At 71.5% G+C, this 16,038-nt stretch carries 13 protein-coding genes; 12 read left to right on the forward strand and 1 reads right to left on the reverse strand.

Annotated elements, in window-relative coordinates; genetic code table 11:
- The first annotated feature begins 16 nt into the window (after nt 1–16).
- The 3 genes from ACIRQH_RS07390 (at nt 17) to ACIRQH_RS07400 (ending at nt 4,773) form a co-directional block, all read left to right on the forward strand.
- The gene (locus ACIRQH_RS07390; RefSeq protein ID WP_388868161.1) at nt 17–1,504 is read left to right on the forward strand and encodes an aminopeptidase P family protein; all 1,488 of its coding nucleotides are present in this window, start codon (nt 17–19) and stop codon (nt 1,502–1,504) included.
- A gap of 161 nt (nt 1,505–1,665) precedes the next feature.
- Entirely contained in the window at nt 1,666–3,087 is a 1,422-nt protein-coding gene (locus ACIRQH_RS07395; RefSeq protein WP_388930052.1) for a PLP-dependent aminotransferase family protein, read from the forward strand.
- Nucleotides 3,088–3,240: 153 nt separating this feature from the next.
- Nucleotides 3,241–4,773, forward strand: coding sequence for an MFS transporter (locus ACIRQH_RS07400; RefSeq protein ID WP_404224650.1), 1,533 nt, complete (start codon nt 3,241–3,243; stop codon nt 4,771–4,773).
- A gap of 16 nt (nt 4,774–4,789) precedes the next feature.
- Here ACIRQH_RS07400 and ACIRQH_RS07405 read toward each other — a convergent pair whose 3' ends face one another.
- A complete protein-coding gene (locus ACIRQH_RS07405) occupies nt 4,790–5,245 on the reverse strand; it encodes an ATP-binding protein (RefSeq protein ID WP_358818822.1) in 456 nt (151 codons plus the stop codon).
- A 252-nt stretch (nt 5,246–5,497) separates the two neighbouring features.
- Here ACIRQH_RS07405 and ACIRQH_RS07410 point away from each other — a divergent pair, with 252 nt between their 5' ends.
- The 9 genes from ACIRQH_RS07410 to ACIRQH_RS07450 all read left to right on the forward strand — a co-directional run bounded on the left by ACIRQH_RS07410 (nt 5,498) and on the right by ACIRQH_RS07450 (nt 15,991).
- The gene (locus ACIRQH_RS07410) at nt 5,498–6,334 is read left to right on the forward strand and encodes a hypothetical protein (protein ID WP_388868169.1); all 837 of its coding nucleotides are present in this window, start codon (nt 5,498–5,500) and stop codon (nt 6,332–6,334) included.
- Nucleotides 6,335–6,547: 213 nt separating this feature from the next.
- Nucleotides 6,548–7,291 (forward strand): YcnI family protein, encoded by a 744-nt coding sequence (locus tag ACIRQH_RS07415; protein ID WP_404224652.1) that lies wholly within the window; start codon nt 6,548–6,550, stop codon nt 7,289–7,291.
- A gap of 199 nt (nt 7,292–7,490) precedes the next feature.
- Nucleotides 7,491–8,144 (forward strand): SCO family protein, encoded by a 654-nt coding sequence (locus ACIRQH_RS07420; RefSeq protein WP_388868175.1) that lies wholly within the window; start codon nt 7,491–7,493, stop codon nt 8,142–8,144.
- Nucleotides 8,141–8,641, forward strand: a complete 501-nt coding sequence (locus ACIRQH_RS07425) for a copper chaperone PCu(A)C (protein ID WP_404224654.1) — start codon at nt 8,141–8,143, stop codon at nt 8,639–8,641. The genes ACIRQH_RS07420 and ACIRQH_RS07425 overlap by 4 nt, the downstream gene beginning before the upstream one ends.
- Before the next feature lie 13 nt (nt 8,642–8,654).
- Nucleotides 8,655–10,757 (forward strand): copper resistance CopC/CopD family protein, encoded by a 2,103-nt coding sequence (locus ACIRQH_RS07430; protein ID WP_404224656.1) that lies wholly within the window; start codon nt 8,655–8,657, stop codon nt 10,755–10,757.
- A gap of 8 nt (nt 10,758–10,765) precedes the next feature.
- Nucleotides 10,766–12,130 carry an iron uptake transporter deferrochelatase/peroxidase subunit gene (gene efeB / locus ACIRQH_RS07435; protein ID WP_388930058.1) on the forward strand — a complete coding sequence of 455 codons (1,365 nt, stop codon included), beginning with the start codon at nt 10,766–10,768 and terminating at the stop codon, nt 12,128–12,130.
- A 139-nt stretch (nt 12,131–12,269) separates the two neighbouring features.
- Entirely contained in the window at nt 12,270–13,205 is a 936-nt protein-coding gene (gene pheA, locus ACIRQH_RS07440; RefSeq protein WP_358818829.1) for a prephenate dehydratase, read from the forward strand.
- A gap of 657 nt (nt 13,206–13,862) precedes the next feature.
- Nucleotides 13,863–15,140: a serine--tRNA ligase gene (gene serS / locus ACIRQH_RS07445; protein ID WP_358818830.1), complete on the forward strand. Its 1,278-nt coding sequence runs from the start codon at nt 13,863–13,865 to the stop codon at nt 15,138–15,140.
- Nucleotides 15,137–15,991, forward strand: a complete 855-nt coding sequence (locus ACIRQH_RS07450) for an HAD family hydrolase (protein ID WP_358818831.1) — start codon at nt 15,137–15,139, stop codon at nt 15,989–15,991. The genes serS and ACIRQH_RS07450 overlap by 4 nt, the downstream gene beginning before the upstream one ends.
- Nucleotides 15,992–16,038 lie beyond the last annotated feature (47 nt).

Genomic DNA, 16,038 nt, shown 5'->3' on the forward strand with positions numbered 1-16,038 from the left:
AACTAGGAGGCAGACCGTGTCGGAGGCGCTCACACCGGAGACCCCGGAAGCCGTGCTTGACGAAACCGCTGACGAAGCGGGCGAGGAAGAGCCCATCAAGCAGCGGAAGAACGGCCTGTACCCGGGCGTGTCCGACGAGCTCGCCGACAGCATGAAGTCCGGCTGGGCCGACACCGAGCTGCGCGGCCTCACGCCGATCGCGCAGGCCGAGTACACCGCCGCCCGCCGCGCGGCACTCTCCGCGCGCTTCCCGGGCGAGCGCCTGGTGATCCCGGCGGGCAACCTGAAGACCCGCTCGAACGACACGGAGTACGCCTTCCGTGCCTCCGTCGAGTACGCGTACCTCACCGGCAACCTCACCGAGGACGGCGTCCTCGTGCTGGAGCCGGCCACCGAGGGCCACAAGGCGACGATCTACCTGCTGCCGCGCTCCGACCGGGAGAACGGCGAGTTCTGGCTCTCCGGCCAGGGCGAGCTGTGGGTCGGCCGCCGCCACTCCCTCTCCGAGGCCGAGCAGCTGTACGGCATCCCCGCCTCGGACGTCCGGGAGCTGCCCGCCGCGCTGTCGGAGGCCACCGGCCCCGTCCGCGTCGTGCGCGGCTACGACGCCGCCATCGAGGCCGCCCTGACCGACAAGGTCACCGGCGAGCGCGACAACGAGCTGCGGGTGTTCCTCTCCGAGGCCCGCCTGGTCAAGGACGCGTTCGAGGCCGGCGAGCTGCAGAAGGCCGTCGACTCCACCGTCCGCGGTTTCGAGGACGTCGTGAAGGTCCTCGACAAGGCCGAGGCCACCAGCGAGCGCTACATCGAGGGCACCTTCTTCCTGCGCGCGCGGGTCGAGGGCAACGACATCGGCTACGGCTCGATCTGCGCCGCCGGCCCGCACGCCTGCACCCTGCACTGGGTACGCAACGACGGCCCGGTCCGCTCCGGCGACCTGCTGCTGCTCGACGCCGGCGTGGAGACCCACACGCTCTACACCGCCGACGTCACGCGCACGCTGCCCGTCAACGGCACGTACACGGAGATCCAGAAGAAGATCTACGACGCCGTTTACGAGGCTCAGGAGGCCGGTATCGCGGCCGTCCAGCCGGGTGCCAAGTACCGCGACTTCCACGACGCCGCGCAGCACGTGCTGACCGAGAAGCTCGTCGAGTGGGGCCTCGTCGAGGGCCCGGTCGAGCGCGTCCTGGAGCTCGGTCTGCAGCGCCGCTGGACCCTGCACGGCACCGGCCACATGCTCGGCATGGACGTCCACGACTGCGCCGCCGCCCGCACCGAGACGTACGTCGAGGGCACGCTGGAGCCGGGCATGTGCCTGACCGTCGAGCCGGGCCTGTACTTCCAGGCGGACGACCTGACCGTGCCCGAGGAGTACCGCGGCATCGGCGTCCGCATCGAGGACGACATCCTCGTCACCGAGGACGGCAACCGGAACCTGTCGGACGGCCTGCCGCGCCGGTCGGACGAGGTCGAGGCCTGGATGGCGTCCCTCAAGGGCTGACATAGTGCCCCACGAGGGCTGATACGAGACTGCTGGCCGGGTGCCCTCCAGGGTGCCCGGCCAGCGGTGTGTCCGGGTGACGGCGGCCTCCGGACTGCGGTGGCCCGCGGGCGGATCGGTGCGCACGCGGGTTTTCGGTGTGCCTAGGGGGGCGGCTTTTCGTGGACGACGACTTCTGGTCCGGCGTCGGGGTGGATCTGCATCTGGAGCCGGACGCGGCGGCCGGGCGCAGGGCCGGGCTGGAACGGGCACTGCGGGACGCCGTCCGCGCCGGACGGCTCACCCCCGGTACCCGGCTGCCCGCCACGCGCCGCCTCGCCATCGAACTCGGCCTCTCCCGGGGCACGGCGAAGGCGGCGTACGACCAGCTCATCGCCGAGGGCTATCTGACGGCCCGGCAGGGTTCGGGCACCGAGGTGGCGTCCCTTCCGGCCGGTGGCACTCCGGCGGACGAACGGGCGCCACACGCGCGTGCCCCCCGTTTCGATCTGCGCCCCGGCAGTCCGGACGTCGGCACGTTCCCGGCGGCGGCCTGGCTGCGGGCCCTGCGCCGCGCGATCGCCACGGCGCCCTCCCTGGCGTACGACTACGGGGACCCTCGGGGCCGCATCGAACTGCGGACCGCCCTGTCGGGCTACCTGGGGCGGGCCCGCGGGGTGGTCGCGCCGCCCGAGCGGATCGTCATCACCTCCGGCTACGTCCAGGGCCTCGCCCTCCTCACGCGCGTGCTGGACGGCGGGACGGTGGCCATGGAGGACCCGGGGCTGCCGTTCCACCGGGATGTGGTGCGCAAGGCCGGCGGCACCGTGGTGCCGCTTCCCGTCGACGAACACGGCGCCCGCGCCGACCGGTTGGAGACCCTCGGCGCGGACGCGGTCGTCCTCACGCCCGCCCACCAGTACCCGACCGGCGTCACGCTCCACCCGGAGCGGCGGCGCGCGCTCACCGACTGGGCACGCGCGCGGGACGCGCTGATCATCGAGGACGACTACGACGGCGAGTTCCGCTACGACCGGCAGCCGGTCGGCGCGCTCCAGGGCATGGCGCCGGGCCACGCCGTCTACCTCGGAACCGCCTCCAAGACGCTCGGCCCCGCACTGCGCCTCGGCTGGATGGTGCTGCCGCCCCAACTGGTCGACCCGGTCGCCGACATCAAACTGCACAGCGACCACCACACCGAGTCCATCGGCCAGTTGGCGCTCGCCGAGATGATCGTGAGCCACGCGTACGACCGTCACGTGCGCGCGTGCAGACTCCGCTACCGCCGCCGCCGGGACCAGCTCCTGGACCGGGTGGGGGCGCGCAGGAGCGTACGGGGGATCGCCGCGGGACTCCACGCGTTGGTCGAAGTGACGGACGAGGCGGAGGTGCTGGCGCGTGCGGAGGAGGAGGGGCTGGCGGTGGGACGGCTCGGCGACCACTGGCACGCACCGGGGAGCGGGCGCCCGCAGGGCCTGGTCGTCGGGTACGGGACGCCGCGGGAGCGGATGTATCCCGAGGCATTGGAGGCACTCGGGCGGGTGCTGGAGGGAGCGGGGCGGGCGGGCCGCCCGAGCGGAGCGGCGAGAGCAGGGGCGTTCTGATTTAGGGCGCGTTGACCCGGAGCAGCTTGATCCGGGCGCTCGACGGCTGACCGCAGGGTCTGACGAATGTCATGGCCGGCCGTGAATTGGGTCATGAAAAGACATGAGGAATGGGCCTGCCGAGCGGTCCATCTGGTCCGTAGCGTCGAAGACATGACGACTCGCGACGCACGATCCGCAGAGCGCTCGGCCGTGAAAGGGAACGGGGCGGGCCGGGTGTTGCCGCCCGCCGGACCGCAGCGGGTGCTCGCTCTCGCCCAGCTGAGCAACTCCGTGGGTGACGGCGCCTATTACGTGACGTCCGCGCTGTACTTCACGCACGTCGTCGGGCTGTCCGCCGAGCGGGTGGGACTCGGGCTGACCGTGGCGTGGGCGATCGGCTCGCTGGTGGGTGTGCCGCTGGGCCGGCTCGCCGACCGGCGCGGGCCGCGCGGCATCGCGGTCCTGCTGGCGCTGGCCACCGCCACGGCGGTCGCGTCCTTCCTGCTCGTCCGCGGATTCCTCCCCTTCGTCCTCGCGGCCTGCGTCTATGCCTCCGCGCAGTCGGGGCTCGGGGCGGCCCGGCAGGCGCTGCTCGCCTCGCTGATACCGGCCGGGGCGCGCACCGGGCTTCTCGCACACCTCCAGTCGACGCTCAACGCCGGGCTGGCGGTGGGCGCGGGACTCGGCGGTCTCGCCCTGCACGCCGGCACCCGGTCCGCGTACCTCGGGGTGTTCGCGCTGGACGCGGTGAGTTTCCTGGTGTGCGCCGGCCTGCTCTGGCGGCTGCCGTCGGTCGAGCCCGCGTGGGTGGACCGGCCGGCCGGCCGGGTCGGCCGGGTCGGTCGCGTCGGTCGCGTCGGTCGCGTCGGTCGCGTCGGCACGAGTCCTCGGGACGGTCGGGACGGTCACAGCGGTCGGGGGAGTGAGCGGGGTGCGGCGGCCGGTGTGCTGAGCGACCGCCCCTACGTGCTGGTCACGTTCCTCAACACCGTTCTGTTGCTGCGGATGCCGCTCCTCAGTCTCGGCATTCCGCTGTGGATCACCGAGCGCACCGAGGCACCCGTCTGGCTGGTCTCCGCGCTGTTCGTGCTCAACACCGGTGCGGTGATGGTGTTCCAGGTGCGGATGGCCCGCGGTGTCACGGGGCTTGTCACGGCGACCCGCTCGATACGCCGCTCCGGGCTCGTGATGCTGGCGTCCTGCATGGTGTTCGCCCTGTCGTCCGGCGTCTCCCCCTGGATCGCGGCGGCCGTCCTCGTTGCGGGTGCGGTGCTTCAGGTCGTCGCCGAGATGCAGCACTCGGCGGGCTCCTGGCAGCTCGCGTTCGATCTCGCCCCCGCCGACCGCATGGGCGAGTACCAGGGCTTCTTCGGCACGGGCGTCACAGTTGCGCGGACCATGGGCCCGCTCGTCCTGACGGCCCTGCTGGTCGGTTGGGGGACGCCGGGCTGGCTGCTGCTCGGTGGCCTCATGCTCGGTGCCTCGTACGCGATGGGCCCGGCGACACGGTGGGCGGCCTCACGCAGCCCGGAGCAGCCGGGCGGGGCCGGTCAGCAGGAGGGGACGGACCGGGAGAGGTCCGAGGGCACTCGCCGAGAGGGTGCGCAGGACCGCCGGGAGGGCGGAGCGGGCCGCGGGACGGGCGGGACCCGGGTCCGGCTCGCGTCGGCCGGTGTCGCCGCGGCGCAGGGCGCGGAGTGCTGAGCGACGGTTCGCGGTGCTAGGCGGGCAGCAGGGAGGGGGACGCCCTCCACTTGAGGACCTTGTCGAAGCTGACCACCGCGCCGCCCGGGCCCGGATTGTTGCCGATGTGGACGTGGTCGGCCAGTTGCTGGATCAGGCAGAGACCTCGCCCGTGTTCGGCGTCCTGGTCGGCGGGGCGCAGTGCAGGGCGGGCGTTCCCGGTGGGGAAGCCGGGGCCGGAGTCGATGACTTCGATGCGGCACTGGTCGCCGTCGAGGTAGGCCGTCACCCGGTACTCCTCGTCGGCGTCGCCCCACGCGGTGTCCCCGCCGTGTTCGACGGCGTTGGCGCAGGCCTCGGTGAGGGCGACGGAGAGGTCGTAGGAGACGTCGGGGTCGACACCGGCACTCTCCATCGTGCCGAGCAGCAGACGTCGGGCGAGCGGGACGCTCGCAGCCTCGCGCCGCAGATGGAGTGACCACCAGATGCTCATGCTCCAGCCTCCCGGCCGCGGCTCGACATACCGATACGTATTGCCGCAAGCACGCGTGCGCAATCGCATACGTTCAAGGACGGCGCCCATACGGCGGATGCGCGGGCGCCTGAGGTCGGTGTATGCGGTTGCGAGTTGACGCACGGAGGTCGACGTTCCGGTCGTAGGAGGCGTTGCGGACAGACCGGTCGAACCTCACCTTGTGGACCTGCCGTGGGTGACGGGTGGGCCCAGTGCGATGATGAGCCCGCCATGACTGCCCCCCACCAGCGTTCGGCGCCCTCCGGAGCCGACCTCCGGATGCTCAGGGCCGCGGTGTTCGCCGCGGTCTGTGTCGCGCTGGCCGCGGCCGGTCATGGAATCGCCTCCTGTGCCGTGGTCCCGTTCTGGACCCTGGGCGTCGGCTTCCTCGCGATGTTCACGGTCGCCGCCACGCTGGCGGGACGGGAGCGCGCGCTGCCCGGCATCGTGGCCGTCCTCGCGGTCGGCCAGACCGCGTTGCACACGCTCTTCGGGCTCAGCGAGCAGGCGGGCACCACGGCCGCCGGCTCGATGGGCTCGATGTCCTCGGGCATGCCGATGTCCGACGCCACTCTCGTGGCCCGGGCCGCCCGGCTGGTGTGCGGTACGACCGCTGCGGCGATCAGTCCCGCACACGCCCAGAAGATCCTCGCCGACGCGAGGCTCGACACGGGCACGGGCGGCATGACGTCGTCCATGGGACACGCCACCGACGCGGTGCCGGCCGCCGGAGGCGCCGTGGTGCCGATGCTGCCCTCCCTGCCGATGCTGCTCGGCCACGTCCTCGCGGCCGTCGCCGCCGGATGGGTGCTGCGCCGCGGCGATCTGGCGCTGCTCCGCCTCATGCGGCTGTCGGCACAGGGCGTCGCCGAAGGGGCGCTCGTACGGTCGTTGCGCGCCGCCCTGACGCTCGTACGCGCTCTGCGCACGGGCCTTCAGGGGGCGCCGGAGATCGCACGCCCGCGCCGTACCGCGCCCCGCACTCTCCTCGCTCCGCGGACGACCGCGCTCCAGCACACGGTGGTCCGACGCGGACCGCCCGTCTCCACTCTCTCCCTCGCCGCCTGACACGACGCGCCACCTCACCGAGCCGGAAGCCCCGAAGTCCCCGATCCCCCCGGGGCGTCACGGGCCTCCCGGGGTCTTCCGGAGGGGACGCGGTCGTGCCGCACGCGCGCGTACCCGCCAGGTCCTCCCGGGCGCGGGCTCACCCCGCTCCGGAACACCGAGGCGTCCGCGCGTCCTCTTCGCCATCGAACTGAGAGTGGAGTGTTCCCTTCCATGAAGGCTTCCCGTATCGCCGCCGTCGGCACCGTCGCCGCCTCGGCCGTTCTCGCCCTGTCCGCCGCGCCCGCGTTCGCTCACGTCAGCGTCTCGCCCGACGGAGCAGCGGCCAAGGGCGGCTACGCCGTCGTGAACTTCAAGGTTCCGAACGAGCGCGACGACGCATCGACCACCAAGCTCGAGGTGAACCTCCCGGCGGACCACCCGCTCGCCTCGGTCATGCCGCAGCCGGTGCAGGGGTGGAACGTCGAGGTCACCAAGTCCAAGCTGGACAAGCCGGTGACCCTGCACGGCGAGAAGATCGACGAAGCCGTCACCAAGGTCACCTGGACCGCCGACGGCAAGGGCATCCAGCCGGGCTTCTTCCAGAAGTTCCCGCTCTCCGTCGGCGCGCTGCCCGAGGACACCGACCAGCTCGTCTTCAAGGCGATCCAGACGTACGACAACAAGGAAGTCGTGCGCTGGATCGAGCCGCAGAAGGAGGGTGCCGAGGAGCCCGAGAACCCGGCGCCGGTGCTCGCCCTGTCGGCCGCGACCGAGGACCATCACGGCTCCGGCGGCGCCGAGGACGCCTCCGACACGGAGAAGTCCGAGGGCGTCGCCAAGGACACCGACCAGGCGCCCGCCTCCTCGGACAGCAGCGACACGACCGCGCGCGTTCTCGGCGTCGTGGGCATCGCCGTCGGTGCGCTGGGCGTGGCGTACGGCGTGTTCGCCAGCCGTCGGCGTACGAACACCTGAGATACCCCACGGCGTCTGAGGCACGGGGACACACCCGCCTCGGTGCGCACCGGAGGGCCGCGGGAACGCGGCTCTCCGGACCGGTCCGGCCCGGCTTCGGCCGGGCCCGGCACGGCCCTCCCGCCCTGCCGGACCCGGCCCTTCGGCCGCGGACGACCCCCGGTGCGCACCCGGGCACTCACATCTGGGACATTTTTCTATGCGCAAGAAGACGTACGTGGTGGCCGCCCTGTTCGCGGCCGCCGCTCTGACCCTCTCCGCCTGCGGCAGCGGCGACGACAGCAACAAGCCCGTCGCCGACGTGTCCGTCGCCGCCGGCTCCGACAAGGCCGCGACGGTCCTCGACACGCCGTTCGAGAAGCCGGACCTCGTGCTCACCGACACGAACGGCAAGAAGTTCGACCTGCGCGCGCAGACCAAGGGCCGGCCCACGCTGGTCTACTTCGGCTACACGCACTGCCCCGACGTCTGCCCGCTGACGATGAACAACCTGGCCGTCGCCAAGAAGCAGCTGCCCAAGGCCGAGCAGGACAAGTTGCGCGTCGTGTTCGTCACCACCGACCCCGACCGCGACACCCCGGCCGCGCTCCGCACGTGGCTCAAGGGAATCGACTCCGACTTCATCGGCCTGACCGGCGACTTCTCCACCATCCAGGCCGGTGCCCGCTCCTTGGGCATCTCCATCGAGGCGACTTCGAAGGACAAGAACGGCAAGCTCGTCTCCGTGCACGGCACCCAGGTCATCGCGTTCTCGCCGAAGACCGACGGGGGCTATGTGCTGTACGGCGAGGACGCCACGGTCGACGACTACACCAAGGACCTTCCCAAGATCGTCGAGGGGAAGACCCCGTGAGGCGCCGTTCCGGCCGTCGGGCGCGGCCCCTCATTCTCGGCGCACTGGTCATAGCCGCGGCGGTGTCGCTCGCGGGCTGCGGCTCGGGCGACGGCGACTCCGCGGGATCGCTGTCCTCCCCGGGCCGCCCCGACCTCAGGATCACCGGTGCCTACATGCCCGCCCCGAGCATGGCCACCATGGCGGCGGGGTTCTTCACCGTCACCAACTCCGGTGGCGCCGACCGGCTGACCTCCGTCACCAGTGACCTGTCGGACGACGTGACGCTCCACTCCACCAAGGACGGCGCGATGGAGGAGGAGAAGTCCTTCGCCGTGCCCGCCCACGGCACCCTGGACTTCGCGAGCGGCGGCAACCACCTCATGTTCGCAAAGCTCACCCACAAGCCCCGACAGGGCGAGAAGGTGGCTCTGGAACTGCACTTCGCCACGTCCGGCACGGTGAGGATCTCCATGCCGGTGAAGTCCGCGACCTACAACCCCGACTCCGGGCACTGAGGGAGGCACCACCGTGACACCGACCATCGCCCCCCGCTTCCGGACCCTCCTGCTGCTGTTCCTCGCCGTCGCCGGCGCACTCCTGGCGGGCGCCGCGCCCGCCTCCGCGCACGCCGCGCTGACCGGGAGCGATCCGAAGCAGGGGTCGGTGGTCGCCAAGGCACCCGCGCAGATCTCGCTCACCTTCTCCGAGCAGGTCTCGATGAACGACAGCTCGCTGCGGGTCCTCGACCCGAAGGGCAAGCGGGTCGACACCGGCGGTCCGAGCGACCTGGGCGGCAGCACGTACGGCGTGAAGCTGCACGCGGGCCTGCCCGACGGGACGTTCACCGTGACGTACCAGGTGGTGTCGGCGGACAGTCACCCCGTCTCGGGCGCCTTCACCTTCTCCATCGGCGCGCCCTCGCAGACCTCCGTCGCCGCGTCCGGCCAGGCGGTCGGCGGCGGAGTGGTGGGCTTCCTCTACGGTGCCGGCCGCTACTTCTCGTACGCCGGGTTCATCCTGCTCGTCGGCGGCGCCGCGTTCGTGCTGGGCTGCTGGCAGCGCGGCTCCGGGATCCGGCCGGTACAGCGACTCGTGGTCGCCGGCTGGCTCACGCTGACGGTCTCCACGCTCGCCCTGCTGCTCCTGCGCGGTTCGTACGTCGGCTCGGGCAAGGTCGGCGACGTCTTCGACCTGAACCTGCTCGGACAGGTGCTGCAGACGAAGGCGGGCGCGGCGCTGGTGTCACGGCTGCTGCTGCTCGCCGCGGCGGCGCTGTTCATCGCCGTGCTGTTCGGCGCGTACGCCAAGCGGGACGAGGACGCGCGCGCGGCGGCCGATGCGCTGGCCGTCGCCACCAAGAAGGCGAACGGCACCAAGGGCGGCCGTGCCAAGGGCGCCGCCGCGAAGGCGACCGGGGCGAAGACCGTCGGCGCCGGGGCGAGCGGCGGGAAGGCGGCGGTCACGAAGGCGGCCGCCCCGGAGACCGCCGAGGGGGCGGAGACGGACCACACCCCCGACCCCGCCACCGAGGCGGCCGACCTGGCCGCCGAGAAGAAGGACCTCACCTTCGGACTCGCCATCGGCGGTGTGGTCGTGGCGGCGGGACTCGCCGCGAGCTGGGCCATGGCCGAGCACGCGTCCACCGGTATCCAGGCGGGCATCGCCATGCCCGTCGACGTGCTGCACCTGCTGGCCGTCGCCGTCTGGCTCGGAGGTCTGACGACGCTGCTGGTGGCCCTGTTCCGGACGCCGGCGCAGGAGCAGATCGAGGCCGCGGCCGTACACCGCTTCTCCCGCCTCGCGTTCGGGAGCGTCCTCGTCCTGGTGGCGACCGGCATCTACCAGTCGTGGCGGCAGGTCGGCTCCTGGTCGGCGTTCACCGACACGACGTACGGGCAGCTGCTGCTCGTCAAGATCGGCCTGGTGGCCGTGCTCGTGGGCGTCGCCTCGATCTCCCGGCGCTGGACGGGCGGGCTCGCGGAGGGAGTCCCCCGGGCCGCCAAGGCCGCCCTGGTGGAGCAGCGGTCGGCGCGCAGGACGCCCGCCACCGTCCCCGCCGACTCCCGGCGGGCCGCCCAACTGGCCCGGCAGCAGGCCGCCGTGGACACCGCGCGCGCCCAGCGCGTCCGCGACGCCGACCCGAACCGCACGGGCCTGCGCCGCTCGGTGCTCGCCGAGGCGGCCGTCGCGGTCGTCCTGCTGGCGGTCACGACCGCGCTGACGACCACCGAGCCGGGACGCACCGAAGAGGCGGTCCAGCAGGCCACGGGCGCCGCCGCGCAGCGGTCCGGAGCTCTGTCGCTGAAGATCCCCTTCGACACGGGCGGCCAGGACGGCAAGGGCACGGCCGAGGTCACCTTCGACCCGGCGCGGGTCGGCGGCAACGAGATGCACGTCTTCGTGGTCCGGCCGAACGGCAGGGCCTTCGACGTGCCCGAGGTGAAGCTCGCCCTCACCCTCAAGGCGAAGGACGTCGGCCCGCTGCCCGTGACGCCCGACCGGATCGCCACGGGACACTGGTCGGCAAGTGATGTACAGATCCCCATGGCGGGCGACTGGAAGATCGCGGTGACCGTGCGCACCTCGGACATCGACCAGGTCACCGTGAACAAGAACGCGCAGATCGGCTGAACCTGACCATGGCTGACCACACCACTCCCGGGACGCCCTCCGCCGCCCGCGACGCCGCCGCGAAGGACCCCTCCGCGGAGGCCGCCCGCGCGACGGCTCCCGAGGCGTCCGCCGGCCCGTCGGCGCAGACGGCCTCGTCGAAGGGCGCTCCGACAGGGGTCATGTCACGGCGCCGGCTGCTCGGGACCGCGGGTGCGACAGGGCTCGCCCTCGGCGCGGGCGGGGCCGCCGTGGGCTACGCCGCGGCCCCCTCCGCCGACAGGACCGTTCCGCTGGCCTCGGTCGGCGCGGACGCGGTGATGTTTCACGGGAAACATCAGCCCGGCATCACCACCGCGCTTCAGGCGCGCGGCCATCTCGTCGCCTTCGACCTGACGGCGGGCGCCGGCCGCCGGGAGGCCGCCGCCCTGCTGCGCCGCTGGTCGGCGACGGCGGAGCGGCTGATGACGGGTGAGGCCGCGGCCCACGACGACACCGACGTCGCCCTCGACGCCGGCCCCTCGTCGCTGACCGTCACCTTCGGCTTCGGCCACAGTTTCTTCGCGCGTACGGGTCTGGAGAAGCAGCGTCCGGTCGCACTGGACCCGCTGCCCGACTTCTCCTCCGACCACCTCGACAAGGGGCGCAGCAACGGCGACCTGTGGGTGCAGATCGGGGCGAACGACGCCCTGGTCGCGTTCCACGCCCTGCGCGCGCTCCAGAAGGACGCGGGCGGCGCCGCACGGGTGCGCTGGCAGATGAACGGTTTCAACCGGTCGCCCGGTGCCACCGCGTCCCCGATGACCGCCCGCAACCTGATGGGGCAGATCGACGGCACGCGCAATCCGAAGCCGTCCGAGCCCGACTTCGACGGGCGGATCTTCGTGCCCGCCTCCGCCGATTCGGCCTGGATGGCGAACGGCTCGTACGCGGTCGTACGCCGGATCCGCATGCTGCTCGACGACTGGGAGAAGCTTTCGGGCAAGGCCCAGGAGGACGTCATCGGACGGAGGAAGTCCACGGGGGCACCGCTCAGCGGCGGTACCGAGAAAACCGCGATGGACCTCGACAAGTCCGACGCCGACGGCAATCTGGTCGTGCCCATCAACGCGCACGCCCGGATCACCCGGCCCGACCAGAACGGCGGTGCCGCCATGCTGCGCCGTCCGTTCTCCTTCCACGACGGCATCGACACGGACGGAGTGCCGGACGCGGGCCTGCTCTTCGTGTGCTGGCAGGCCGACCCGCTGCGCGGCTTCGTCCCCGTCCAGCGCAAACTCGACCGCGGCGACGCGCTCTCCGACTTCATCCGGCACGAGTCGAGCGGACTGTTCGCGGTGCCGGGCGGAGCGGCGCGGGGAGAGTACGTGGGGCAGCGGCTTCTGGAGGGCTGAGCGGCCCGGCGGTTCCCGTCCTCCGGCCGCTCGGCACGGTTCCCGTCCTCCGGTCCGTCCGGTCGGGGTGGATTCACCCCTGGGTGCCCTGTTTCCACAGGCGTGAGCCTCGTGGGGCAAGGCCCATTAGGGTGACGGTATGTCGGCGACGCGCTACACCTATCTCGGCCCCGAGGGAACGTTCACCGAGGCTGCCCTCCGCACGCTTCCCGAGGCCGCGACGCGGGAGCTGGTGCCCATGGTGTCGGTGCCGGCCGCGCTCGACGCGGTGCGCGGCGGCCAGGCGGCGGGTGCGCTCGTCCCGATCGAGAACTCGGTCGAGGGCGGTGTCACCGCCACGCTCGACGAGCTGGCCAAGGGCGACCCGCTGATGATCTACCGCGAGGTCGTGCTGCCGATCGCCTTCGCCCTGCTGGTCAGGCCCGGCACCACCCTGAAGGACGTCAAGACGGTCACCGGGCACCCGGTCGCCCAGCCCCAGGTGCGCAACTGGCTGGGCGCACACCTGCCGGACGCCTTGTGGGAGTCGGCCGCGTCGAACGCGGACGGCGCGCGGCTGGTCCAGGAAGGCCGGTACGACGCGGCGTTCGCGGGCGAGTTCGCGGCGGCGACGTACGGCCTCGAACCGCTGGTCGCCGAGATCCACGACGCGGCGAACGCCGAGACCCGGTTCGTGCTGGTCGGCCGTTCGGCCAGGCCGGCCGCGCCCACCGGCGCCGACAAGACGTCCGTGGTCATCTGGCTCGGCGACGACCACCCGGGCGCCCTGCTCGAACTGCTGCAGGAATTCGCCGTGCGCGGCGTCAACCTCATGCGGATCGAGTCCCGCCCCACCGGCCAGGGCATCGGCAACTACTGCTTCTCGGTGGATGCCGAGGGCCACATCACCGACCGCCGGGTGGGTGAGGCACTGATGGGCCTCAAGCGAATCTGCCCCCAGGTGCGCTTCCTCGGTTCGTACCCGCGTGCCGGTGTCGCACTGAAGGACGTCCGGCCGCTGCGGCCCGGGACGTCGGACAGCGAGTTCTCAGCCGCGTCGGACTGGCTGGCGCGCTGCCAGGACGGCCGTTCCTGACCGACGGGGCCGCCACGTCCGATCGACCGAAACCCACCGGTTCTACCGGTGGATCCGCATGCCCCGGAACCCTCACACGTCCTGACCGGCGGATCCACACCCACCCGGGTTTTCGCTCCCGGTCCTACCTGCCTATTTTCGCCATCCACAGAAGTTATCCACAGGCGCGCTTCTCGACCTGGGGACAAGTCGACAACGAAGTACTACATCGTCGACAAATCGGCCTACAGGGCCCAAGTTCCTCCACAGACCCGCACGTCACCCTTCGTCCACCCTTTTCCATTGATCAACTCTATGGAGCGAATCATTTACACCCGAAAGTGGGTGTACAGAGGGTTTGAACCGGGAATTCCTCATCCGCAGAAGTGCCATCGGAATGATCAATTCCGACATCCACAGATCTTCCACACAGCCTGTGGATAACTATCCCGAGTCGCAGATTCCTGTGGACAACCCGATCCCAATTCCCGCCTCCCGCAAGGAGATCCAGTCAACCGGCGACCGGCCGCCTGCCCCGTTTCAGGGAGTAAGGTCCCTTTCATTGACGATGATCGGTGATCAAGAGATTCGATCCGGCATTTCACTCATAACGTGACAGACCTCACGCACCGGAATATCGAGTCGTTCGGCGGAAGCACGCACCGGTAGCCTTGAGGGGTGATTGACCTTCGCCTGCTCCGTGAGGACCCCGACCGTGTTCGCGCCTCCCAGCGCGCCCGTGGAGAGGATGTCGCGCTCGTCGACTCCCTTCTCTCCGCCGACGAGCGGCGCAGGTCGTCCGGCGTCCGCTTCGATGAGCTGCGTTCCGAGCAGAAGTCGCTCGGCAAGCTGATCCCCAAGGCCTCCCCCGAAGAGCGCGCCGAGTTGCTGAAGAAGGCCGAGCAGCTCAAGGCCGACGTCAAGGCGGCCGACGTCGAACAGCACGAGGCCGACGAGGAGGCCAAGCGCCTTCTCCTCCAGCTCGGCAACCTGGTGCACCCCGACGTCCCGGTCGGCGGCGAGGAGGACTTCGTCGTCCTGGAGACGCACGGCACCATCCGCGACTTCGCCGCCGAGGGCTTCGAGCCCAAGGACCACCTGGAGCTCGGCGAGTCGCTGGGCGCCATCGACGTCGAGCGCGGCGCCAAGGTGTCCGGCTCGCGCTTCTACTACCTGACGGGTGTCGGCGCGCTCCTGGAGCTCGCCCTCGTCAACGCGGCGATCGCGCAGGCCACCGAGGCCGGCTTCACGCCGATGCTGACCCCCGCGCTGGTCCGCCCGCGCGCCATGGAGGGCACCGGCTTCCTCGGCCAGGCCGCGGAGAACGTGTACCACCTGGAGAAGGACGACTACTACCTGGTCGGCACCTCCGAGGTCCCCCTCGCGGCGTACCACATGGACGAGATCCTCGACGCCGACAAGCTGCCGATGCGTTACGCCGGCTTCTCGCCGTGCTTCCGCCGCGAGGCCGGCACCTACGGCAAGGACACCCGCGGCATCTTCCGCGTGCACCAGTTCGACAAGGTCGAGATGTTCTCGTACGTCGACCCCGAGGACGCGGAGAACGAGCACCGCCGTCTCCTCGACTGGGAGAAGCAGTGGCTGACCGGCCTCGAACTGCCCTTCCAGGTGATCGACGTGGCGAGCGGCGACCTGGGCTCCTCGGCCTCCCGCAAGTTCGACTGCGAGGCGTGGATCCCGACCCAGGGCAAGTACCGCGAGCTGACCTCGGCCTCGAACTGCGACGGCTTCCAGGCCCGGCGCCTGTCCGTCCGCATGCGTGACGGCAAGAAGGTCCAGCCGCTGTCGACGCTGAACGGCACGCTGTGTGCCGTGCCCCGCACCATCGTGGCGATCCTGGAGAACCACCAGTTCGCCGACGGTTCGGTGCGGGTGCCCGAGGTACTGCGCCCCTACCTGGGCGGCCGTGAGCTTCTGGAGCCGATCTCCAAGTGACCGGTACCACTGGGTCCACGGGTCCGTCCGAGGCCACGGGCACGCGGACGTTCCCGTACAAGCTCGTCGCGACCGACCTCGACGGGACGCTACTGCGTTCCGACGAGACGGTCTCGGCGCGTACGCGTGAGGCGCTCGCCGCGGTCACCGCGGCGGGCGCGGCGCACATCGTCGTCACCGGGCGCGCGGTGCCCTGGACGCGTCACATCCTCGACGACCTCGGCTACCAAGGCCTCGCGGTCTGCGGTCAGGGTGCCCAGGTGTACGACGCGGGGGAGCACCGCCTGCTCACCTCGGTGACCCTGGACCGGCAGCTCGCCGGTCTCGCGCTCGCCAAGATCGAGGCGGAGGTCGGCCCGCTGCTGCTCGCGGCGAGCCGTGACGGACTCGACGGCGAGGTGCTGGTCGGCCCCGGCTACCGGGTGCAGGACGGGCCGCTGCCGGTCGTGTCCATCAGGGAGGCGGCGGACCTCTGGTCGGCGCCGCTGAACAAGGTGTACGTCCAGCACCCGACGCTCTCGGACGACGAGCTCGCGGCCGTGGCCACGGAGGTCGCGGGCGGGCTGGTCGGCGTCACGATGGCGGGCGCGGGGATAGTGGAACTCCTCCCCCTCGGCCTCTCCAAGGCGACGGGACTGTCGCTGGCGGCCCGCCGCCTCGGCGCGAAAGCCGTGGACACCATCGCCTTCGGCGACATGCCGAACGACATCCCGATGTTCGCGTGGGCCGCGCACAGCGTGGCCATGGCCAACGCCCACGCCGACCTCAAGGCGGTCGCTGACGAGGTGACGTCCACGAACGAGGAGGACGGCATCGCGGTCGTCCTCGAGAGGCTGCTGGCGCAGCCATAGCGGTTGCCGCGCGCCGCGCGGCACCGGCGGCGCCCGCGGTGATGACC

The organism is Streptomyces sp. NPDC102279 (assembly GCF_044766365.1).
GTDB lineage: Bacteria > Actinomycetota > Actinomycetes > Streptomycetales > Streptomycetaceae > Streptomyces.